Origin of the sequence: Mesorhizobium qingshengii (assembly GCF_027563465.1) — a bacterium.
In the GTDB taxonomy this organism is placed as follows: Bacteria; Pseudomonadota; Alphaproteobacteria; order Rhizobiales; family Rhizobiaceae; genus Mesorhizobium; species Mesorhizobium qingshengii_A.
Genome location: NZ_JAPFQA010000005.1, coordinates 253216 through 275123, shown reverse-complemented (window position 1 = coordinate 275123; position 21908 = coordinate 253216). Strand labels below are relative to the sequence as shown.

Annotated in this window: 23 protein-coding genes; 15 read left to right on the top strand and 8 right to left on the bottom strand. The window is 62.3% G+C overall.

Going from position 1 to position 21908, the window contains the following annotated elements; translation table 11 throughout:
• Positions 1 to 9: 9 nt before the first annotated feature.
• A complete protein-coding gene (hemN, locus tag OOJ09_RS14770; protein ID WP_269905914.1) occupies positions 10 to 1359 on the bottom strand; it encodes an oxygen-independent coproporphyrinogen III oxidase in 1350 nt (449 codons plus the stop codon).
• Positions 1360 to 1516: 157 nt separating this feature from the next.
• Here hemN and OOJ09_RS14765 point away from each other — a divergent pair, with 157 nt between their 5' ends.
• On the top strand, positions 1517 to 2245 hold the full coding sequence (locus OOJ09_RS14765; RefSeq protein ID WP_269905913.1) for a Crp/Fnr family transcriptional regulator: 729 nt from the start codon (positions 1517 to 1519) through the stop codon (positions 2243 to 2245).
• On the opposite strand, the gene OOJ09_RS14760 is transcribed toward OOJ09_RS14765, so the two are convergent.
• The gene (locus OOJ09_RS14760; protein WP_269905977.1) at positions 2242 to 2658 is read right to left on the bottom strand and encodes a hemerythrin domain-containing protein; all 417 of its coding nucleotides are present in this window, start codon (positions 2656 to 2658) and stop codon (positions 2242 to 2244) included. The genes OOJ09_RS14765 and OOJ09_RS14760 overlap by 4 nt on opposite strands.
• Before the next feature lie 253 nt (positions 2659 to 2911).
• Between OOJ09_RS14760 and ccoN the strand changes: the two genes are divergently transcribed.
• The 10 genes from ccoN to OOJ09_RS14710 all read left to right on the top strand — a co-directional run bounded on the left by ccoN (position 2912) and on the right by OOJ09_RS14710 (position 13234).
• Positions 2912 to 4522, top strand: coding sequence for a cytochrome-c oxidase, cbb3-type subunit I (ccoN, locus tag OOJ09_RS14755; RefSeq protein WP_269905912.1), 1611 nt, complete (start codon positions 2912 to 2914; stop codon positions 4520 to 4522).
• A gap of 11 nt (positions 4523 to 4533) precedes the next feature.
• Positions 4534 to 5265 carry a cytochrome-c oxidase, cbb3-type subunit II gene (gene ccoO, locus OOJ09_RS14750; RefSeq protein ID WP_269905911.1) on the top strand — a complete coding sequence of 244 codons (732 nt, stop codon included), beginning with the start codon at positions 4534 to 4536 and terminating at the stop codon, positions 5263 to 5265.
• 12 nt (positions 5266 to 5277) lie between these two features.
• On the top strand, positions 5278 to 5427 hold the full coding sequence (locus OOJ09_RS14745) for a cbb3-type cytochrome c oxidase subunit 3 (RefSeq protein ID WP_091586321.1): 150 nt from the start codon (positions 5278 to 5280) through the stop codon (positions 5425 to 5427).
• A 2-nt stretch (positions 5428 to 5429) separates the two neighbouring features.
• A complete protein-coding gene (gene ccoP, locus OOJ09_RS14740; RefSeq protein WP_269905910.1) occupies positions 5430 to 6293 on the top strand; it encodes a cytochrome-c oxidase, cbb3-type subunit III in 864 nt (287 codons plus the stop codon).
• 216 nt (positions 6294 to 6509) lie between these two features.
• Entirely contained in the window at positions 6510 to 8069 is a 1560-nt protein-coding gene (ccoG, locus tag OOJ09_RS14735; RefSeq protein WP_269905909.1) for a cytochrome c oxidase accessory protein CcoG, read from the top strand.
• Positions 8066 to 8563 (top strand): FixH family protein, encoded by a 498-nt coding sequence (locus OOJ09_RS14730; RefSeq protein ID WP_269905908.1) that lies wholly within the window; start codon positions 8066 to 8068, stop codon positions 8561 to 8563. Before ccoG ends, OOJ09_RS14730 begins: the two co-directional genes overlap by 4 nt.
• Complete coding sequence (locus OOJ09_RS14725; RefSeq protein ID WP_269905907.1) at positions 8560 to 10848, top strand: heavy metal translocating P-type ATPase; 2289 nt, start codon at positions 8560 to 8562, stop codon at positions 10846 to 10848. The genes OOJ09_RS14730 and OOJ09_RS14725 overlap by 4 nt, the downstream gene beginning before the upstream one ends.
• Entirely contained in the window at positions 10845 to 11000 is a 156-nt protein-coding gene (gene ccoS, locus OOJ09_RS14720; RefSeq protein ID WP_091586331.1) for a cbb3-type cytochrome oxidase assembly protein CcoS, read from the top strand. Before OOJ09_RS14725 ends, ccoS begins: the two co-directional genes overlap by 4 nt.
• 208 nt (positions 11001 to 11208) lie before the next feature.
• Complete coding sequence (nirK, locus tag OOJ09_RS14715) at positions 11209 to 12315, top strand: copper-containing nitrite reductase (RefSeq protein WP_269905906.1); 1107 nt, start codon at positions 11209 to 11211, stop codon at positions 12313 to 12315.
• A gap of 52 nt (positions 12316 to 12367) precedes the next feature.
• Positions 12368 to 13234: an SUMF1/EgtB/PvdO family nonheme iron enzyme gene (locus OOJ09_RS14710; protein WP_269905905.1), complete on the top strand. Its 867-nt coding sequence runs from the start codon at positions 12368 to 12370 to the stop codon at positions 13232 to 13234.
• A 53-nt stretch (positions 13235 to 13287) separates the two neighbouring features.
• Here OOJ09_RS14710 and OOJ09_RS14705 read toward each other — a convergent pair whose 3' ends face one another.
• Both OOJ09_RS14705 and OOJ09_RS14700 read right to left on the bottom strand, forming a co-directional pair.
• Positions 13288 to 14463 (bottom strand): NnrS family protein, encoded by a 1176-nt coding sequence (locus OOJ09_RS14705; RefSeq protein WP_269905904.1) that lies wholly within the window; start codon positions 14461 to 14463, stop codon positions 13288 to 13290.
• A gap of 105 nt (positions 14464 to 14568) precedes the next feature.
• Positions 14569 to 15006 (bottom strand): pseudoazurin, encoded by a 438-nt coding sequence (locus OOJ09_RS14700; protein ID WP_269905903.1) that lies wholly within the window; start codon positions 15004 to 15006, stop codon positions 14569 to 14571.
• A 147-nt stretch (positions 15007 to 15153) separates the two neighbouring features.
• Here OOJ09_RS14700 and OOJ09_RS14695 point away from each other — a divergent pair, with 147 nt between their 5' ends.
• Positions 15154 to 15855 (top strand): Crp/Fnr family transcriptional regulator, encoded by a 702-nt coding sequence (locus OOJ09_RS14695; RefSeq protein WP_269905902.1) that lies wholly within the window; start codon positions 15154 to 15156, stop codon positions 15853 to 15855.
• Between the two features lie 3 nt (positions 15856 to 15858).
• On the opposite strand, the gene OOJ09_RS14690 is transcribed toward OOJ09_RS14695, so the two are convergent.
• Positions 15859 to 16044, bottom strand: a complete 186-nt coding sequence (locus OOJ09_RS14690) for a DUF1858 domain-containing protein (RefSeq protein ID WP_269905976.1) — start codon at positions 16042 to 16044, stop codon at positions 15859 to 15861.
• A 329-nt stretch (positions 16045 to 16373) separates the two neighbouring features.
• On the opposite strand from OOJ09_RS14690, the gene OOJ09_RS14685 reads away from it, so the two are divergent.
• The 3 genes from OOJ09_RS14685 to OOJ09_RS14675 are packed head-to-tail and all read left to right on the top strand — an operon-like array spanning position 16374 to position 19447.
• Positions 16374 to 17195: an FMN-binding protein gene (locus tag OOJ09_RS14685; RefSeq protein WP_269905901.1), complete on the top strand. Its 822-nt coding sequence runs from the start codon at positions 16374 to 16376 to the stop codon at positions 17193 to 17195.
• Between the two features lie 30 nt (positions 17196 to 17225).
• Positions 17226 to 17939 carry an FAD:protein FMN transferase gene (locus OOJ09_RS14680; protein WP_269905900.1) on the top strand — a complete coding sequence of 238 codons (714 nt, stop codon included), beginning with the start codon at positions 17226 to 17228 and terminating at the stop codon, positions 17937 to 17939.
• A complete protein-coding gene (locus tag OOJ09_RS14675; RefSeq protein WP_269905899.1) occupies positions 17936 to 19447 on the top strand; it encodes an RnfABCDGE type electron transport complex subunit D in 1512 nt (503 codons plus the stop codon). Before OOJ09_RS14680 ends, OOJ09_RS14675 begins: the two co-directional genes overlap by 4 nt.
• A gap of 8 nt (positions 19448 to 19455) precedes the next feature.
• Here OOJ09_RS14675 and OOJ09_RS14670 read toward each other — a convergent pair whose 3' ends face one another.
• The 3 genes from OOJ09_RS14670 to OOJ09_RS14660 are packed head-to-tail and all read right to left on the bottom strand — an operon-like array spanning position 19456 to position 21790.
• Positions 19456 to 20799 (bottom strand): sensor histidine kinase, encoded by a 1344-nt coding sequence (locus OOJ09_RS14670; protein WP_269905898.1) that lies wholly within the window; start codon positions 20797 to 20799, stop codon positions 19456 to 19458.
• Positions 20799 to 21464 (bottom strand): response regulator transcription factor, encoded by a 666-nt coding sequence (locus tag OOJ09_RS14665; protein WP_269905897.1) that lies wholly within the window; start codon positions 21462 to 21464, stop codon positions 20799 to 20801. Before OOJ09_RS14665 ends, OOJ09_RS14670 begins: the two co-directional genes overlap by 1 nt.
• A complete protein-coding gene (locus OOJ09_RS14660; protein ID WP_269905896.1) occupies positions 21464 to 21790 on the bottom strand; it encodes a PepSY domain-containing protein in 327 nt (108 codons plus the stop codon). Before OOJ09_RS14660 ends, OOJ09_RS14665 begins: the two co-directional genes overlap by 1 nt.
• Positions 21791 to 21908 lie beyond the last annotated feature (118 nt).

The window sequence follows — 21908 nt, the reverse complement described above, 5'->3', positions numbered from 1 at the left end:
GATCCACGCTCATACCGCCGCCGAATGCCTGGCTGTGCCGGTTTCGAGATATGTGTCGAACTTCGCCGCGATGCTCCTGACAAAGGGGCGGCTTTCCGCCGGCACGACGAAGCGGTCGCCGTCGAGCACAAGCAACCGGTCGGGATCCTTGAGAGCCATGGAACTTGCCTCGAGAAGGAGCCGTCGGCCGCACTCGCCGAAGCGTTCCACCAGGTCGATTGCCGAGAAGGCGAAATCGCACATCAGGCGCTCGATGATCCAGCCACGGACGCGATCGTCATCGGACAATACGATGCCGCGGATCGCGGCCAGTCCGCCGCCTGCGACCATGCGTCCATACTCGGCGGTTGAAGGCATGTTCTGCGCATAGCCTTGGCGAAATTGGCTGATGGATGACGGGCCGAGGCCGATCAGGGTTTCGCAGCGATCCTCGGTGTAGCCCTGGAAGTTTCGGTGCAATGTCCCCGAGCGGGACGCAACCGCCAGTGCATCGCCGGGCTTGGCGAAATGGTCGAGCCCGATGGCCTCGTATCCCTTGTCGACGATCGCCCGCGCGGCCAGTTGCGATTGCGCAAAACGCTCCACGGGACCGGGCAACCATGCCTCGTCGATCATCGTTTGATGCTTCTTGAACCACGGCACATGGGCGTAGCCAAAAAGCGCTATCCGGTCCGGCTCCAGGGTCAGCGCCTGCTCGACGGTGGAGGAGACGCTCTCCCTGGTCTGGTGCGGCAAGCCGTAGAGCAGATCGAGGTTCACGGACTCGACACCGCGTGAGCGAACCCCGTCGACGACAGCCTTGGTCAGCAGGAAGCTCTGCTCGCGGTTGATCGCCTTCTGCACCTTCGGATCGAAATCCTGTACGCCGAGGCTCGCTCGCGTCATGCCGATTTCAGCGAGCGCGTCGAGGCGTCCGTCGTCCATATCGTTGGGTTCGATTTCGACGCTGATCCTCGCGTCTGGAAGAAAATCAAAGCTGGCGCGCAATGCCGCACCCAGCGCCACCATGTCCTCGGGCTTCAGCATCGTCGGAGAACCGCCGCCGAGGTGGACAGCACGCACCCCGGCCTTGCCGGCGACGATACGGGCAACCGTGGCGATCTCCGCATGCAACGAACGGAGATAGGCGGTCACCGGTTCATAGTGACGTGTCTGCTTGGTATGGCAGGCGCAGAACCAGCAGAGCCTGTCGCAGTAGGGGATATGCAGATAGAGTGAAATCTCATCGCCGTTGCCGAGCGCCTCCATCCAGCCTCGACAGGCAGTGGCATCGACCCCCGGATGGAAATGCGGCGCGGTCGGATAACTGGTGTAGCGCGGCACGTTCTCGCCAAGTCTGGCAGCTAATTCCGGTCGCATGTCACGATCCCTGTGTTTGCATGGTCAAGGAAATGGCCGCATCGGCACGCCAATGCCTTGATTTCGGTCAAAGCCCTCTTCGACGGACAAACTGCCGCAAGGCATTTTCAATGGCCGATGCTATCTTGCCGGCATTCTGGATCCACGGACGACCGCGATGACAGTGCGTCAAGATGTTCACAGCGCCGGCATTCCCGTGCTTTGCCAATCCTGCGAGGCAAGGCATCGCGGCGTTTGCGGTGCGCTTGACCCCGACCAGTTGGTCGCGCTCTCCAAGACCTCATCGAGGTACACGATTGAACCAGGCGCAGAACTGATTGGCGATGCCGAGACCGTCAACAGCTATTCCAACGTGCTTTCCGGCGTGGTGAAGCTGACAAAGGGCCTTTCTGACGGACGTCAGCAAATCGTCGGCCTCCAGTTCGCCCCCGATTTCCTGGGGCGACCTTTCAAGGTTGAAAGCGAGATCAACGCCGAAGCGGCAACGGCCGTCTCCCTGTGTTCATTTCCAAAGGCGTCCATCGAAAGGATGATGAGGGAGTCACCGGAACTCGAGCATCGCCTGCTCAAGCAGACGCTGAAGGAGCTCGACGAAGCACGCGAGTGGATGGTGACGCTGGGACGCAAGACCGCTTCGGAGAAAGTGGCGAGCTTTCTGCTGATGATTGCCAGGAATATCGATCCTGCAACTGACCCAGCCACCAATTCGACGAGCTTCGATCTGCCGCTCACACGCGCCGACATCGCCGATTTTCTCGGTCTGACGATCGAGACGGTGAGCCGCCAGTTGACCAGAATGCGGACAGAGGGCGTAATCCGGATCGAAAACAATCGACATGTGACGGTGGAAAGCCTGAGCCGCCTGGAGCGCCGCTCCGGGGCCTAGCGCGCGTCCGCGATCCCGATCATCGGCAAGACATGCTCGCGTTCAAATGCGATGTGCCTGCGCATGCTTTCAAAGAAACCGCGCAGCATGAAGCCGATAGCTTCTGGATTCTCGACAGGCTCGCCATGACCGATCGCCAGCAGAATTTCGGTCACCTCGCCGGCAAAGCACTCGTCTTCCACGTGTTCGGCCCGCAATCGCCGGGTTGAGGCAAGGTTCGCATCGCTGCCGACCACCGCGTCTTCGTAAGCGGGGAAAATGACCGTCTCTTCATATTGATGAATGCTGCGCAAAAGCGGCAAGATCGCGTTAGCCGTGCTGAGACACATCAGGTGATCGACGCCTGGCAGCGCATCGGCGATTTTCTCCAGAGAATCGCAGAGCTGCAGTTTCTCGCCATGCGCGCGCCTCATCACGGCTGCGGGCACGGCCTCCCTGTCGAATCGCCCAGCCGGCGTGGAAATTTCGCGGCGGTTTTCAAACAGCGGCGATCCTCGCCCTTTCTCCGAGTTCAATGGCAACCTCCCCGGTCGTTTGCGAGGCCGACGCTGCCCAATCCGGGCGCGCCGAGCTTTGACATGGATCAAGGCGGCGACAAAGCCGCTGCTAAATGGTGCTGCCGCGGATCGACGTCCGCGAATCGGAATCTGAGGTCGGGGATATGTCATGAAATTCGGCACTGAAATCGTGGCTCTAGGCCTGTTTGCGTTTGCTGCCCTGGTGGCGGCCGGGTTTGGCGTGGACGAGCCCTTTCGCCAGCATATGTGGGTGCTGTTCATCGTGCTGGTGGGCTTTACCGCTGTTCTTCTTCGCAACACCAGTTTCGCGCGGGCAGCCGCGGTTGACCCATCGGCCTACATGGATGGGCCGATCCGCTACGGCGCCATAGCCACCATCTTCTGGGGTGTTGTCGGCATGCTGGTCGGCGTGATCATCGCGCTGCAGCTCGCTTATCCGGACCTCAATATCCAACCCTGGTTGAACTTCGGCCGGTTGCGGCCATTGCACACATCCGCCGTCGTCTTTGCCTTTGGCGGCAATGCGCTGCTTTGCACGTCCTTGTATGTGGTGCAGCGCACCAGCCGCGCGCGGCTGTTTGGCGGCGGCCTCGCCTGGTTCGTGTTCTGGGGATATCAGCTTTTCATCGTCATGGCCGCGACCGGCTATCTGCTCGGCATCACCGAGAGCCGCGAATACGCCGAACCCGAATGGTATGTGGACATCTGGCTGACCATCGTCTGGGTCGCCTATCTCATCCTGTTCCTTGGCACGATCCTGAAGCGCAAGGAGCCGCATATCTACGTCGCCAACTGGTTCTACCTCTCCTTCATCGTCACCATCGCGATGCTGCATGTGGTCAATAACCTGTCGATGCCAGCCTCATTCCTGGGCTCCAAGAGCTACTCCGCTTTTTCCGGCGTCCAGGATGCCCTGACGCAATGGTGGTACGGTCACAACGCGGTCGGCTTTTTCCTCACCGCCGGCTTCCTCGGCATGATGTATTACTTCGTGCCCAAGCAGGCGAACCGGCCGATCTATTCCTATCGTCTCTCAATCATCCACTTCTGGGCGCTGATCTTCCTCTACATCTGGGCCGGTCCGCACCATCTCCACTACACCGCCCTGCCCGACTGGGCGCAGACGCTCGGCATGGTGTTCTCGATCATGCTGTGGATGCCGTCATGGGGCGGCATGATCAACGGCCTGATGACGCTGTCCGGCGCCTGGGACAAGCTCCGCACCGATCCAATCATCCGCATGATGGTGATGGCCATCGCCTTCTACGGCATGTCGACCTTCGAGGGTCCGATGATGTCGATCAAGACGGTCAATTCGCTGTCGCACTATACCGACTGGACCATTGGCCACGTGCACTCCGGTGCGCTCGGCTGGGTGGGCATGATCTCGTTCGGCGCGATCTACTACATGGTGCCGAAGCTGTGGAACCGCGAACGGCTCTATTCGCTGCGGCTGGTCACCTGGCACTTCTGGCTGGCGACGCTCGGCATCGTCGTCTACGCGGCGGTGATGTGGGTGTCCGGCATCATGCAGGGCCTGATGTGGCGCGAATACGACGAGCAGGGCTTCCTGGTCTACTCCTTCGCTGAAACCGTCGCCGCCATGCACCCCTACTACGTCATGCGCGCCATCGGCGGGGCGATGTACCTCTCCGGCGCTCTGATCATGGCTTGGAACGTCACCATGACCATCCTCGGACACCAGCGCGAGGAGGAGCCAATGCCCGGCTCCGTTCCCGCCCTTCAGCCTGCCGAATAAGGAGCCAGAAAATGGGCTTGATGGACAGACACGCAATCATCGAGAAGAATGCCACGCTTCTTCTCGTTGGCTCTCTTCTTGTGGTGACCGTCGGCGGCATCGTCGAGATCGCACCGCTCTTCTATCTCGACAATACGATCGAAAAGGTCGAGGGCATGCGGCCCTACTCGCCGCTCGAACTCGCCGGACGCAACATCTATGTGCGCGAAGGCTGCTATCTCTGCCACAGCCAGATGATCAGGCCGTTCCGCGACGAAGTCGAACGCTATGGTCACTACAGCCTGGCGGCCGAGTCGATGTACGATCATCCTTTCCAGTGGGGGTCGAAGCGAACCGGGCCGGACCTTGCCCGGGTTGGCGACCGCTACTCGAATGGGTGGCACGTTCAGCACCTTACGGATCCGCGTTCGGTGGTGCCGGAATCGATCATGCCGAGCTACGCGTTCCTGAAGGACAACCCGATCGAGGTGAAGGATTTCTCGACACATCTGGTGGCCAACAGGCGGGTCGGCGTCCCCTACTCCGATGACATGATCGCTCACGCCAACGCCGACCTGATGGCGCAGGCCGATCCCAATGCCGATACATCCGGTCTTGAGACCCGCTACCCCAAGGCCAAGATCGGCGACTTCGACGGCAACCCGCAACAGGTCACCGAAATGGATGCCCTCGTCGCCTATCTGCAGATGCTCGGTACCTTGGTCGATTTCAAGAACTACGACGAAGCCGCCGGCTATCGCTGAGGAGTTTTATCGATGGATTACAATTTGATGCGAGAGTTTGCCGACAGCTGGGGCCTGGTTGCCATGGCGCTTTTCTTTGTCGGCGCAGTCGCCTTCGCATTCCGCCCCGGCAGCCGCGGCCAAGCGGACGAAGCCGCCCGTATTCCTCTCAAGGACGATTGACGATGAGCAACGAGCATATCGACGAGGTCACTGGCGTCTCGACCACCGGCCATGAGTGGGACGGCATCAGGGAGCTCAACAACCCGCTTCCGCGCTGGTGGATCATAACGTTCTACATCACCATCGTCTGGGCGATAGGCTACACCATTGCGTACCCGGCATGGCCGATGCTGACCTCGGCAACCAAGGGTGTGCTCGGCTATTCGAGCCGTAACGACGTCGGCAACGAGCTGGCGGCGGCCGAGGTTGCCAAGGGCAAGTATGTCGCGGCAATTCAATCGAAAACCGTGTCCGAGATCGCCTCCGACGATGCGTTGCGCGAATTCGCCATCGCCGCCGGTGGCGCCGCGTTCAAGGTCAATTGCGTGCAGTGCCACGGCTCCGGCGCCCAAGGATCCAAGGGCTTTCCCAACCTGAACGACGACGACTGGCTGTGGGGCGGCAAGGCCGAGCAGATCCAGCAAACGATCACGCACGGCATCCGTTTCGCGTCCGATACGGATACCCGCGTGTCGGAAATGCCGGCCTTTGGCGACGTCATAACCGCCGACCAGATCCAACAGGTCAGCGCCTACGTAGCCAGCCTGTCCGGCCCTGTCAGCGATCAGGCACTGGTCGCGCCCGGCGCCAAGGTCTTTGCCGAAAATTGCGTGGCCTGTCATGGCGACAACGCGAAAGGCAACAAGGAGCTCGGCGCTCCCGACCTGACCGATGCGATCTGGCTCTACGGACCCGGCGAAACGGCCATCGCCGCCCAGGTCCGCGCGCCGAAGCACGGCGTGATGCCGGCCTGGGGCGCGCGCCTGGGCGAAACCAAGGTCAAGGAACTGGCGGTCTACGTGCATTCGCTTGGCGGTGGAGAATAGGAAGCGGGGGTCCATTCTCTGACCCTCATCGCCCAGGCGACGAGGCCCGGCAGAGCCGGGCCTCGATTTGCATTCCGGCAACCGGTTTGACTTGCATCAACGCGGTGCGGCGTGCCATGCGGCAAAGCTTCGCCAACGCGCGGCACCCAGGACTCCAGGAGAATCGGGAATGTCCGGTTGCACCGCAAACCATCGGTTGCGCGATTGGAGATACTCGTGCTGGACAACACACAGGTAGAACGGCTCGAAGCCGAGGCGGTCAACTCCGCCAAGACCCGTCAGCCACTTTACGCTGCACGCAAGAAGATCTTCCCGAAACGCGCCTCAGGCAGCTTCCGCCGCTTCAAGTGGCTGGTGATGGCGATAACGCTGGGCATCTACTATCTGACGCCGTGGTTGCGATGGGACCGCGGCCCATTCGCCCCGGATCAGGCCGTGCTGCTCGATCTCGCCAACCGGCGCTTCTACTTCTTCTTTATCGAGATATGGCCGCAGGAGTTCTACTATGTGGCTGGCCTGCTGGTCATGGCCGGCGTCGGTCTTTTCCTGATCACGTCGACTGTCGGGCGTGCCTGGTGCGGCTACACATGCCCACAGACCGTATGGGTCGATCTGTTTCTCGTCGTCGAGCGGGCCATCGAGGGTGACCGCAACGCGCGCATGAAGCTCGACGCCGGGCCCTGGACCGTCCGCAAGCTCGTGCTGCGGGCATCGAAACACGCCATCTGGCTGGTCATAGGCGCGGCGACCGGCGGCGCCTGGATCTTCTATTTCGCCGATGCGCCGACGCTGTTTGTCGAACTCTTCACCGGCACCGCGGCACCCGTCGCCTACATCACCGTCGCCGTGCTGACGGCGACGACCTATACGTTCGGCGGGCTGATGCGCGAGCAAGTCTGCACCTATATGTGCCCGTGGCCGCGCATCCAGGCGGCCATGCTCGACGAGAATTCCCTCACCGTCACCTACAATGACTGGCGCGGCGAGCCGCGCTCGCGTCACGCCAAGAAGGTCGTTGCCGCAGGGCAGCCCGTCGGCGACTGCGTCGACTGCAATGCCTGCGTCGCGGTCTGCCCGATGGGAATCGACATTCGCGATGGCCAGCAGCTCGAATGCATCACCTGCGCGCTTTGCATCGACGCCTGCGACGGCGTCATGGACAAGCTCGGCAGGGAGCGCGGGCTGATCTCCTACGCGACGCTCTCCGACTACAACGCCAACATGATGCTGGCGACTGCGGACGGTTCCAGTTCCGTCAATCCGTCGCTGGTCCGGACGACAGATGGCACGTTCTCCGACAAGGTGGCCCATTTTCATATCCGAAAGATCTTCCGGCCGCGCACTTACGTCTACATGGCTGTGTGGTCGCTGATCGGCCTGGGCCTGCTCTATTCGCTGCTGACGCGCGACCGGCTCGAAATCAATGTGCTGCATGACCGCAATCCGCAGTTCGTCACGCTGTCCGACGGTTCGATCCGCAACGGTTACACCGTCAAACTGCTCAACATGATCCCCGAGCCAAGGACGATCGTCGTCACCATTCAAGGCTTGCAGGGAGCCGAGATGAGCGTCGTTGGCATCGATCTTCCCGTCGGCCGTTCCGTCCCGATTTCGGTCGAACCCGACCGGCTGAAGATGCTGAAGGTTTTCGTGCGCCAGCCGGCGGGTCAGATCCAGGGCACGGCGCAGACCTTCAAGTTCCGGGTCGAGGACAAGGCGAGTTTCGAGTCGGACGAGTACACCGCCACCTTCAACGCACCGGAGATCGCCAGATGACCGCCAAGGCGCAAAAGCCCCGCGAATTCACCGGCAAGCACATGCTGGCCGTCATCCTTGCCTTCTTCGGCGTGGTCGTCGCGGTCAATCTGACGCTGGCGACGCTCGCCAACACAAGCTGGACTGGCCTTGTCGTCGAGAACACCTACGTGGCGAGCCAGCAATTCAACAAGAAGGCCGAGGAAGGGCGCGCGCAGGCGGCCCTCGGCTGGACCGGCAAGCTGACCATCGCATGGGGCGAGGTCCGCTACAGCCTCACTGATGCCGCCGGCAAGCCGGTTCCCCTGCACGGCGTCAAGGTGCTGTTTCGCCATCCGGCCTACGAATCCGAGGACAAGTCCGTCGCGCTCGCCCTCGCCACGGGCCAGGAATTCGCCGCGAAGCACATGCCAAAGGACGGCGTCTGGATCGTCGAAGTGGACGCCGATGCCGGTCTCGCGGAGCCCTATCGCGAGGTCCGAAGGATCATGATCTCCCATGGAGCGCTGCAATGAGCTGTTGTGCGCCGGGCGCGGAAATGGCGCTGGATCTGGACAGCGGCACATCCGTCCTACCGTCGAGCCAGGAGATCAAGCTGGCGAGCCGATCGCTTGGCGATGGTCTCAGCCAGACCGACCTTTCAGTCCCCACCGTTCATTGCGCAGCCTGCATCCAATCAATCGAGACGGCGTTGCGGAAGCTCGATCGCGTGGAGAGCGCTCGCGTCAACCTGTCGACCAAACGGGTTTCGGTCCAGTGGCGGGGCGACGACGTTCCACCGCTCGTCGCCGCGCTTGGACGGCTCGGCTACCAGGCGCATCTGTTCGCCCCCGAGGTCGATGAAAAGGACAAGACGCTTTCGGAGCTGATCCGCGCCGTCGCGGTTGCCGGCTTTGCGGCCGGCAACATCATGCTGCTTTCGGTCTCGGTCTGGTCCGGTGCTGAAGGCCCGACCCGCGATCTGTTCCACTGGGTCTCGGCGCTGATCGCCATCCCGGCGCTTGCTTTCGCCGGCGGCATTTTCTTCCGCTCGGCCTGGAATGCGCTGCGCCACGGCCGCATGAACATGGACGTGCCGATCGCGGTCGGTGTCTCGCTCGCCTACGCCATGAGCCTCTACGAGACGATCAACCATGGCGACCATGCCTATTTCGATGCGTCGGTATCATTGCTGTTCTTCCTGTTGATCGGCCGCACGCTGGATCACGTGATGCGCGAACGAGCCCGGACCGCCGTGAAAGGCCTGTCACAACTGGCGGCGCGTGGCGCCATGGTGGTGCGCGGCGATGGCGCGCGCGACTACCTGCCGATCGGCGAGATCGAGCCAGGCATGCAGTTGCTGATCGCAGCCGGTGAAAGGATTCCCGTCGACGGAAAGATTATTCGGGGGTCGTCGGATCTCGACTGCTCTCTGGTTTCCGGCGAAAGCACCCCAAGAAACGCGGCGCCGGGCGAGCCCGTGCAGGCTGGCGTGCTCAACCTTACCGGTCCGCTGACAGTCCAGGCGACAGCCGCTGCGAAGGATTCTTTCCTGGCGGAAATGGTTCGGCTGATGGAAGCCGCCGAGGGCGGCCGCGCTCATTACCGCCGCATCGCCGACCGCGTTTCGGCGCTTTATGCTCCCGTCGTTCATCTCACCGCCTTCGCGACATTCCTTGGCTGGATGGCGGCGACCGGCGACTGGCATCGGGCGATGACCATCGCCATCGCCGTTCTCATCATCACATGCCCGTGCGCGCTCGGCCTCGCCGTACCGATCGTGCAGGTGGTCGCGGCGCGGCGCCTGTTCGAAAACGGCATCATGGTCAAGGACGGTTCGGCCATGGAACGCCTGGCAACGATCGATACGGCTGCGTTCGACAAGACCGGCACGCTCACGCTCGGACAGCCCCGTCTCATCAATGCGTCGTCGATCGATCCGGCCATGCTGGCCATCGCAGCCGACATGGCCGCGCATTCGCGTCACCCGTATTCAAGGGCGATAGCCGGCTTTGCGGGTCCTGCCGGGCGGCCGAAGCTCGAATCTGTCAGCGAGCACCCTGGTTTCGGGATTGAAGCCAGCGCGGCGGGCAGCACCTGGCGGTTGGGTCGACGCGGATGGGCTGGATGGAAGGCGCGAACCGGCGGAGAAGGCAGACATGGCCATGGCGGAACGGTTCTGACGAAAGACGGCATCATCGTCGCGACCTTCGACTTCGAGGATGCGCTGCGTGCCGACGCCAGGGCAGCCATACGGGAATTGAGGGATGCCGGGGTGGCGGTCGAGATGCTTTCGGGGGATACCGCCGGGGCTTGCGGCAAAGTCGCGGAGATGCTGGACATAGACAGCTTCGTCCCGGCCCTGCTGCCGTCCGGCAAGGTCGAGCACATCGAAACCCTGGCGAAAGCAGAACACAAGGTCCTGATGGTCGGCGATGGGCTCAACGATACGCCGGCACTGAGCGCGGCGCATGTCTCGATCGCTCCGGCCACCGCCGCAGACATCGGCCGCAGCGCGGCGGATTTCGTGTTCCTGCGCGAAAGCCTTCTGGCCGTGCCGCTTGCCGTGGACGTCTCGCGGAAGGCGGGAAGCCTGATCCGTCAGAACATCGCCATCGCGATCGTCTACAATGCCGTCGCGGTACCGATCGCCATCCTGGGCCACGTCACGCCGCTGATCGCGGCGATCGCCATGTCCGCCTCATCGCTGCTTGTGATTGGAAATGCGCTGCGCCTGCAAGGCTTTGTGGCAAACGCACCGGCGCAAGACGCGCGGCGGGACAGGCGCGCCGGGGTCGACCAGTTGGCACAATCCTCATGACGACTCTTGTCTACCTCATACCCGTGGCCCTCTTTCTCGGCGCGCTGGGCCTGGCCGGCTTCCTGTGGGCCTTGAGGAGCGGTCAATACGAGGATCTCGACGGAGCCGCCGAGCGGATCCTTATCGATCGGGACGACAAGCCGGACCTCTGATCTGGATGACTTTGCCGACAAGGGCACCGATGTCGCCCGTCGGCGCATTGCAGCGCTCCGCGCCATGTGACGCGCGCGGTTGCCCTTGGTCGGGGGCTCATGCCGAAAAACCAATGAAACTCAACCAGTTTGCGTCAACGCAAAGAGACGCTGCGTCATCTCAGATATCTTCTGCTCATCAGCAACGATTGAGAGACAGGAGACTAACATGTTCACGCGACGCGAAGCCCTCTTCGGAGCAGCCATTGGCGCTGCCGCCGTGGCGGCGATGCCGGCATTTTCCGCAACGGTCACACAAGCTGACATCAAGGCGCTTCCCCGCGAAAAGATCAAGCTCGTGTCGCCGCCTTTCGTCCATCCGCACGACCAAGTCGCCAAGACAGGACCGAAGATCGTCGAATTCACCATGACGATCGAGGAAAAGCCTGTTGTCATCGACGCCGACGGCACAAAGCTCAACGCGATGACCTACAACGGCTCGATTCCTGGCCCGCTCATGGTCGTGCATCAGGACGACTATGTCGAACTGACGCTCATCAATCCCGAAACCAACTCCCTCGCCCACAACATCGATTTCCACGCCGCGACCGGTGCGCTGGGCGGCGGCGGCCTCACCTTGATCAACCCCGGCGAACAGGTGACCTTGCGCTTCAAGGCAACCCGGACGGGAACGTTCGTCTATCACTGCGCGCCCGGTGGCCCGATGATTCCGTGGCACGTCGTCTCCGGCATGAACGGCGCGATCATGGTCCTGCCGCGCGACGGCCTGAGGAACGATCAGGGCAAGCCGGTCAAATACGACAGGATTTTCTACATCGGCGAGAGCGACTTCTACATCCCGCGCGACGAGAAGGGCAACTTCAAGAGCTACGAGTCGGCCGGCGACGGTTATGACGACATCGTCAAGGTGATGCGTGGGCTGATCCCGACGCATGTCGTGTTCAACGGCAAGGTCGGTTCGCTGACCGGCGACAACGCCATGAAGGCGAAGGTTGGTGAGACCGTGTTGATTGTCCATTCGCAGGCCAACCGCGATACGCGGCCGCATCTGATCGGCGGGCACGGCGACTATGTCTGGGAGCAGGGCAAATTCGCCAACCCGCCGGCCAAGGATCTGGAAACCTGGTTCATCCGTGGCGGCTCGGCGGGTTCGGCGCTCTATACGTTCCTGCAGCCGGGCATCTACGCCTACGTCAATCACAATCTGATCGAGGCCGTGGAACTCGGAGCGACCGCTCATTTCATGGTCGAGGGCACGTGGAATGACGACCTGATGACGCAGGTCGAGGCGCCGAAACCCATCGCCGTGAACTGACGATACCGGAAACCGCCCGGACAGCGGTGCTGTCCGGGCTTGGACAAAAGCCATGTCGCTTTCCATCTTGAAACTTGTGTCGGTCGCCATGGCGGCCGCAGTTGTGCCGGTAGGCGTGTCGATACAGGCAGTTGGCGGGCATCGGCAGTCCCGCCCCGTTGCCGTGACGACCTTGCTTCCGGGTTCTATCACCTACCCGATGCCCGGCGAGTTCCTGAAGGACGGACGCCCGCAAGGCAATCCCCGCCTCGAGCGGCAACTCGACAAGCCCCTTGAAATCATGACCTTTCAAGTCAGCGTGGGCGACTATGCGGCTTGTGTCGCGTCCGGCGGCTGCCAGCCACCACAGGAGACACGCGCGATCCCGAACGATGCTCCCGTGACCGGAGTGAGCTATCTCGACGCCAACGCCTATGCCCGGTGGTATTCGGAAGCGACCGGCGATCACTGGCGGCTGCCATCCGACGAGGAATGGGCGTTTGCCGCGGCTGAGCGGTTCGCAGGCGAATTCGAGGGCGTGGAAAACGACGCCAACAACCCCGCCAGGCGCTGGCTGACCAGCTACAAGGCCGAGGTGGAACTCAATATCAAACCGGACCCCCTGCCCAGGAGCCGTGGCTCCTTCGGAGTGAATTCCCGAGGCCTCTCAGACTTCTCCGGCAACGTCTGGGAGTGGACGTCGACCTGTTATGTCCGCACAACGTTGGCTGCCGATGGAACCGGTATTGCGAGTTCGGTGGACAATTGCGGCGTCCATGTCCTTGAAGGGCGTCACAGAGCCTACATGTCGAACTTCGTCAGCGACGGGAAAAGCGGAGGCTGTGCCGTCGGAAGGCCTCCCGACAATCTGGGTTTCAGATTGATCCGGGACCATGCGGGATGGGCGAACCGGATTTTCAGCTGGCTGGGCATCGTCTGAACAGCACATCAACGTCTTTTCGACCCGTCGCGAGCCGCCCGCCGGCGCGCCGTTCACCGTCGTTTTGGCGTCATCAACGCGGTTCCATAGATCAGCAGGAAGCCGGCAAATGCCGCCACCCACGCGCTGCCGGCAACGTCGATCATCACGCCATAGGGAACGAAAGTGGCCAGGATTCTCAGTGATCCCGCGAGAAGGATGGCTACGAAGACAAACGAGGCGCCTCTTCCAGCCTTGAGCTCACGTCCGGTATGCCCGAGTGTTGCGCGGATCATCACGGCGAGCGTCATCGAGCCGACCGCTCCGGTTCCGAGTGCGTGCAGTCCTGCCGCCGCCGGCACGGCGCCTGGGAAGAAGATCGCCGCCGAGACCAGGGCAAGGCCGACCGGCACAAAGGCGTATGCGAGATGAAGTACCAGCACGAGCGGATCCCGCAAGGTACGCTCGCCGGCCCACCGTGACAAACGCCATGCCTGGCCAATTGCGGCGGCCGCCAGCAGCAGCGCGGAGACGATGCTTTCCGGGGCGAACGTCCATGCTCCCAGCGCCATGGCCGAGATGGCTATCGATGCCATGTCAAAACGGTCGAAGGGCGCGGGAAGCCTGCCAGGATTTTCGCGGACGAGCCAATTGCGCGTGAAGCTCGGAATGATACGCCCGCCGATGAGCGAGATGAGCATGATCGCCGCAGCCATGCCGAGCCTTCGGCTGATGTCCGATGTGCCTTGGATATGGGCCTCGATATGAAACACGCCGTTGGCGCAAGCCAGAACCGCAAGCGGGAGCAGCACCTTGAGGTTGCGCCAGTTGCGTCCGGCGACAATTTCGCGTGCCGCCGCCGCGGTGACCGCGAGCAGAAACGCTCCGTCGATCAGGGCGGCTGCTTCCCAGCCGATATCCGCCGAGAAGAAAACAGCGGCGCGGCCGGCAATCCACAGGACAACCAATGCCAGCAATGGCAAGCCTTGCACAGGCAGCCGGCCGGTCCAGTTCGGGATGGCGGTCAGCAGGAATCCGGTAACGATCGCCGGCAGATAGCCGAACACCATCTCGTGGACATGCCAGTCGACGGGAACGAATGCGCTGTGGGCGTCGAGTTCGCCCGCGTAGATCGGCAGCCAAAGCAGAATGGACAGCCCGGCATAAAGCGACCCCAGGAAGAAGAAGGGCCTGAACCCGTAAGAAAGAAACGCCGGCCCAGTATAGGCCCGCAGGCGTGGAATTCCCATGACTTGCATCCTCAAATGAAAAGGGCCGGATGAACCGCCGCCCTCGGTCCGTCCGGCCCGAGCCTGCCAGTTGATACCGGCAGGCATGGCTGTATCGATTACCGGTCAGTTGGCCGGGATCTGGTTGAACAGGTCGGCGAACACCGTCTTCGCCTTGCCTGGATGCTTGACCGCCTTGGCTGCATCGAGGTTGACCGGCTTGCCGACAACGATCAGGGCGACCATGCCCATGCCATAGTGAGGTGCGCATCTGACACCGTAGACGCCCTCCTTCGTCAGTGTGACGGTGATTTCCTCGCTGGGCTTTCCCTTGAAGGGCTCAGCGCCATCCGGAAGCATGCCCTTGATCGACTCAGCGTCGTGCGTCTTGTCGGTCGGCACGAACTTGACGGTATCGCCGGGTGCGGCCTTGACAAAGGCCGGCTGGAAAACCATTGCGCCTTTTTCGCCTTTGTTGAGCATTTGCACCACGTGCTCTTCGGCGCTTGCGCCGCTGGCGAGCGCCAGGACGGAGATTGCGGCGGCAAGGATGGAGAGTTTCATCGATTTGTCCTTTGTTTCGTCTTCGCGGCATTGGCCGTTCCATGCCATTTAGCCACATATGCCCCGGCAGAATTTGCGCTGGCGCAAACTCGGGGTAGAAAGGGTCTCCCGCACGACTGATGCGGAATAGGGCCGTGGGGGATTCGCTTGGCTGCGCTGGACCGATCGCTGATATCGCGACTGCCGCTCTTCCGGGGACTGACGCCCGACGAGCAGAGCGAGCTTCTGCGAAGCGCGAGATCGTCACGCTATGCCAAGGACACGGCGATCTTCGAGCAGGAAACCGACGCCCATTCCTTTTTCGTTCTGATCGCGGGACACATACGCGTCGTCCGCACCACGCCGGACGGACAGCAGGTCATCGCCAGGTACATCAGCGAAGGCGAGATTTTCGGCGTGGCCGCCGCGCTTGGCCGGACGACCTATCCCGCCAGTGCAGTCGCCGCGGTGGACTGCGTGGTGCTGGCCTGGCCCAACGCGCTCTGGCCGGAGCTGGCGCGACGGTTCCCGGCGTTTGGGGCGACCACCTACAAGACGGTTGGGAACAGGCTGCAAGAAACCCAGACGCGGGTGATGGAAATGTCGACGGAGCAGGTGGAGCAGCGGGTCGCGCATGCGCTGCTGCGACTGGCGAACCAGACCGGCCGAAAGACCGACGGCGGCATCGAAATCGACTTCCCGATCTCGCGGCAGGACATTGCCGAGATGACTGGCACGACACTTCACACCGTCAGCCGTTTGCTCAGCAAGTGGGAAGAGAGGGGAATCATTGTCAGCGGGCGCCAGAAAGTCACGGTCAAGGACCCACATCGCCTGGTGGTCCTGGCCGAGAACCGGGACAAGGGCTGACGGTCACCGGTCTCCTCGAACAGCCGATTCCAATTCGACAAGAAAGTCGCGCTCGTCGATCTGATGTTCTCGGCATGCCTCCGCCACGGTATGGAAAGTGCCGATCGGACAGCCGACGCAAAGCATCCTGTACCTCAACAGCACTGCCACCGTTGCCGGCCATCGCCTCATGATCTCGTCGACGACCATGTCGGGATTGATAGAAGTGGCTTGCTTCACGGTCGAACTTTCGCCTCCACAAAACGCATTCATATGCCCAGCGCGTCCTGCCTTCGTTGCGCTTTCGCAACCTGACGAACAGTAGAAGCCGGAGCGGGCTCCCCGGACCAGACCCTACGAACTTGGGAAACGGTCGATGCGATGATCTTGGCGGGCCGCCGTGAAGCCGCCGCCGGGACCAGCACCCTTGCCAATGGCGTGGCCGCGCCCCTGACAGCCAATTGTCAGCTCTGGCGTGAGATATTGCGTTTGAAGCGATCCGAAACGGATTCGCCAGTGCAACCTGGAATGCAATGCAAATGAAGCAGATTGCCTTATCACTTTTCGTGATCGCCGCCTCTGGCGCCTATGTGTGGGAACAGGCCGGCAAGGCCCCTGCGGACGACATGCTGGGTTCGACGCTACCAGCCGATGCCGCCGAGGGAGGCGCCGCGCAGCCGGTCATCCCCATGGCGCCAGCCGACAACCCCTCCCTGCCGGCTCCGACCATGCCTGTGATTCGCCAGCAGAGCGCCCGGCTCGAGCCTCAGCTCAAAACTCCGCCCGCGATTGGCAGGGAAACAACAGCCGCCATCGCGGCGCCCACACCGAAGCTGGAACCCGTCGTAAAGCAGGCGCAGGTTTCGCGGGCACTCGCCCCGGCGCCAGTACCAACTGGGGCCGCAACCGTGTCGGCCGCCGCCGTTCCCGCGTCTGCAACGCCATCCTTCGTCATCACCCCGGCCGTTTACATACCCATTCCGCAACCGCGCCCGGATTACGCGCAAGCAGCGGCCCGCGTCATCCGCACGGGAATGAAGGCGACCGTGAATGCCGGCACGAAGCCGGCCGCGCATGGCTTCGTCGATGGCACCTACACCGGTCCCGTCACCGATGCCTATTACGGCCTCATCCAGATTCAGGCCTCCATCCAGGGGGGGCGCCTGACGGCGCTGAAAGTGCTGAAATACCCATCTGACCGCCGCACCTCCGTCAGCATCAACCGGCAGGCACTGCCGATGCTGCGCGACGAGGCGATCAGCGCACAAAGCGCCCGTGTCGATATCATTTCGGGCGCGACGCTGACCAGCAGGGCCTTCATCCAGTCACTCGGCGGCGCACTGAAGAAAGCTTCGTCGTAATTCATGCGCGAAACGCGGATTTTGATGGGCATGCCGGTCACCGTCGATGTTGGCGGCGCGTCGCAGGCGTTGATCGACAAGGTCTTCGATTATTTCGAGCACATCGATCGGCGCTTCAGCACGTACAGGACCGACAGCGAGATTTCCGCCATCAACCGAGGCGACGTTCCGGTCAGGGACTGGAGCGGCGAAATGATGGAAGTGATGGCGCTCGCCGAACGGACGAAAAACGAGACGGACGGATACTTCGACATCCGCAAGCCTGACGGTTCCCTTGATCCGTCCGGCATCGTCAAGGGCTGGGCCATCCGCAACGCGGCCGAAATCGTTCGCCAGGGCGGGGTCAGCGATTTCTTCATCGAGGCCGGAGGCGACATCCAGGCGTCCGGGAAAAACGGAGAAGGAAGGGACTGGAGCGTGGGCATCCGCAATCCCTTCAATGCCGATGAGGTCATCAAGGTCGTTTACCCGCGCGGGCGCGGCGTCGCGACGTCCGGCACCTATGTGCGCGGCCAGCATATCTACAATCCGCATGGGGCTGGCACCCCGATCGCCGACATCGTCAGCTTGACGGTGATCGGGGCGGATGTCCTCGAAGCGGATCGTTTCGCCACCGCGGCCTTCGCCATGGGACGGGACGGCATCTTTTTTCTCGAGCAAACGCCAGGTCTCGAAGGCTACGTCGTCGATATCGATGGCCGTGCCACGCCGACGAGCGGCTTCGGAGCACTTTGCGCGCCATGATCAAGACCATTGACAGATTTCTCGACCGGCTGACCATGTACAGGCTGATCCTGTATTATCTCATGGCTTTGGTGGCCGCGGCCCTGGTGTTCGGATTTGCCGGCCTGGTGCCGCACGATCCGGTGGCGCTCGCCTTCACCACGGCCCTGGCGCTGGCGGCATGCTGGATCGCCAACAGGGTCTTCGCCCGCATCTTCGAAGTGCCGGCCAACAGCGAGTCGGTCTATATCACCGCGCTTATCCTGGCGCTTATCCTGGACCCGGTGGCCGTCACCGATCTTGCGGGCATCGGTGCCGTGGCATTCGCTTCCGTCTGGGCGATCTCGTCCAAATTCATCTTTGCCGTCGGCAGAAAGCACCTGTTCAATCCGGCTGCCCTGGGCGTGGCATTGTCGGCGTTCCTGCTCGACAAGCCGGCAACCTGGTGGGTCGGCGGCAATTTGTGGCTGCTCCCCGTCGTGCTGGTTGGAGGTATCCTCATCGTCCGGAAGCTGCGCCGGCTGGATCTCTTCGCGACCTTCGTTGCCGTCGCGCTGGCGACTATCCTGGCGACCACCGAGCCCTCACAATATGGCGTCGCGCTCAAGGAAACCCTGACTTCGTCGCCGCTGCTGTTCTTTGCCTTCGTGATGCTGACCGAGCCCTTGACGGCGCCGACGACGCGTTTGCCGCGCATCGCCTTCGCTGCCATCGTCGGCTTCCTGTTCGCCCCTAACATCCATATCGGCTCGTTCTATTTCACGCCGGAGCTGGCGCTGCTGGCAGGCAATCTGTTTGCCTACGCAGCCGGCCCGAGGGGACGCTTCGTGCTGACATTGGAACGCATCGAGCGCTCGGCTGTCGACAGCTATGATTTCATCTTCAGGTCACAGCGGAAGCTGGCCTTCCAGGCTGGCCAGTATCTTGAATGGACACTTGGCCTCGACCGTTCCGACAATCGCGGCAACAGGCGCTACTTCACGATCGCCTCCGCACCCACGGAGGAAACGGTTCGCCTTGGCGTCAAGTTCTATCCCCAATCCAGCGCCTTCAAGCGCGAGCTTATGACCCTCAAGCCGGGCGACCGGATTCACGCCGCGCAACTGGCCGGAAGCTTCACGTTGCCCGCCAAGCCCGAAACCAAGATTGCCTTCCTTGCCGGAGGCATCGGCATCACCCCGTTCCGCTCCATGCTGCAACATCTTCTTGACCGGAAGGAAAGGCGGCCGATCGTCATTCTCTATGGGACCGAAGGCCAGCAGGATATCGCCTATCGCGACGTGCTCGGCGCCGCCAGGCGGGAACTCGGCATCCGGACGGTTCATGCCGTTGCCCGCGGTGGTGAGCGCGGCCAGTACCCCGGCTATATCGACGAGCGTCTGATCCGCCTGGCCATACCCGACTACCTTGAGCGGACATTCTACATCTCCGGCCCTCAGGCGATGGTCAAGGCGTTGCGCCAGAAGCTTCGCGCGATGGGCGTTCGCCGCTCGCGGATAAAGGTCGACTACTTCCCGGGGTTTGCCTGAAGCAGGGGTCAATGATGTCGTGGCAAGGAAATGCTCACGACCAGGCCGGGGTTGGCGTTGGCCATGTCAAGGCGTCCGCCGTAAGCTTCGACAATGTCCGAGACGATGGCAAGGCCAAGGCCGCTGCTGCCACCCTTGCTGTCCAGTTGGACACCACGCGACAGGGCGGATTGCCGATCCGCTTCAGGAATACCGGGGCCGTCGTCCGCGACGGCAATGACGACACCGCCGGAAGTCGCGGATGCAGCGACCCGCACCTCGGATTTTGCGTAGCGCACCGCATTCTCGACCAGATTGCCGAGGATTTCGGACAGGTCGCCTTCATCGATCGACGCCATCAGATCGTCGGCAATCTCCACCTTGAACGAAAGCTGCTCGCCGCCTGGCGTGCGTTTGACCACGGCAATGACGCCCGCCGCCGTTTCCCGAATGCGGCAAAAGGCCTTGGCCGATACGCCCGGCGCGAGGCGGGCGCGCGCGAGTTCCCGCTCGACGTGACGTCGGATCGCCGCCGTGCTCTTCTCGATTTCGTCGGCCAGGCTGGTCTCGCCCTTCTTGCGCAGGGCGCGGATGTCGGCCGACAAGACCTGCAGCGGTGTCTTGAGGCCATGCGCCAGATCTGTCGCGCGGGATCGGGCGCGCGCCAGCGCCTTCTCCTGGGCATCGAGCAGCCGATTTATCTCATCGGCAAGCGGCTGCACCTCGCTCGGCGCCGCTACATCCAATCGCGCGGCTCGCTGTGCAATCACGTTTCGAACCGCGACCCGCAGGCCTTCCAACGGAGCAAGACCGACGGTGATCTGGATGAAGAATGCTGCCATCAGAGCGAGGGCAAGAAGGATCAGGGCCGGTGCAAGATCGCGGACGTATTCACTGACCGCCAGTTCCACGCCGCGATGGTTTTCGGCGACGATGGCGCGAAACGATCGGCCGTCGGCATCGGTGACCATGCGCTCGACGGCGATGGCCAGCTCCCCGTCGGGCCCTTTGAATTCCTTGAATTCCCTGAGTTCGCCGCTGGTTCCGTGGGTCGGCAAGGCAAGGGTTGCATCCCATAGTGAACGCGAGCGGACAAGGGTGCCGGAGCCGACGTCCTCCACCTGCCAGTAATGACCGGACAAGGGAATGGAAAAGCGCGGGTCGGTCAGGGCTGCCTGAACTGAAAGGCGGCCGTCGGGGCCGTATGCGGTAGCGCCGATCAGGTCGTTGAGGTCGACGGTCAGCTCACTGACGACGCGCCGTTCGACATTCAACTCGAATAGATAGCGCAGCCCGACTCCCGCCACGGCAAGTGCGATGAGGATTGAGACCGTCGCCGCCAACCAGAGCCTGAAGCGGATCGAGTTGGCCATCAAGCGGGCTCATCGGGTATCAGATACCCGAAACCACGTCGCGTTTCGATGACGTCGCTGCCAAGCTTGCGTCGCAGGCGCGCGACAATGACCTCGATCGTGTTCGGATCGCGGTCATTGCCTGAATCATACAGGTGCTCGGCCAGTTCGGTGGGCGCCACCACGCTCCCGGCATGATGCATCAGAAACGCCAGGAGCCGATACTCCAGCGGCGAAAGCGAAACGGGAATGCCGCGCAGCGAGATACGCATCTGGCGCGTGTCCAGAAGCAAAGGCCCGGACTTCAGCACGGGCGCCGCCTGCCCCGTCGAGCGCCGCAGAATTGCCCGCAACCGGGCAAGCAGTTCTTCCATTTCGAAAGGCTTTGGGAGATAGTCATCGGCGCCGGAATTGATGCCTTCGACACGCTCCGTCCACATGCCCCTGGCCGTCAGGATGAGAACTGGAAACCGTCGGCCATTGGCCCGCCAGCGTTTCAGGACAGTGAGGCCGTCGAGCTTGGGCAATCCGAGATCCAGAATGGCCGCGTCGTAGGTTTCGACATCGCCGGAGAACCATGCAGCTTCGCCATCGCGCACGATATCGACCGCCATCCCGGATGCCTTGAGGGCAGCCGCGATGTCGGCCGCGATGCGCGGCTCGTCCTCAGCAAGGAGAATTTTCATCAGTCACCCTCCCCGCCTCCCATGATGACGCCGGCATCGGCGTCGACATCGACGATCTTGCGACGGCCATCCGCGACGATGATCTGGAACCGATAGACCCATTTGCCGCCGAGGCGGATGAGGTCGACCGCGACAACATCGCCGGGCGTTTTGGCGCGAACGATGTCCAGGATTTTGGCAAGGCCTTTGATTTCGCCGTGTTCGTAGAGGTCCCGCGCCCGATCGTGGTCGCCGTCATCATCCTCGTCGGCAAGCGCGGCAAGCGGCTGGACCAGGGCAAGCCCGATCAGGCCCATCACCATGAGACGCTTCAGCTTGGCTATCATCAACAAGGCATCTCGCACACGGAAGCTGTCAATCCGCTGTCAGCCATCCTCAGCCGGCAGCAAGCAAGAGTTCTCTATTGGGTTGTCATCGCGTCCAATCATGGCCGCGCTGAGAAGG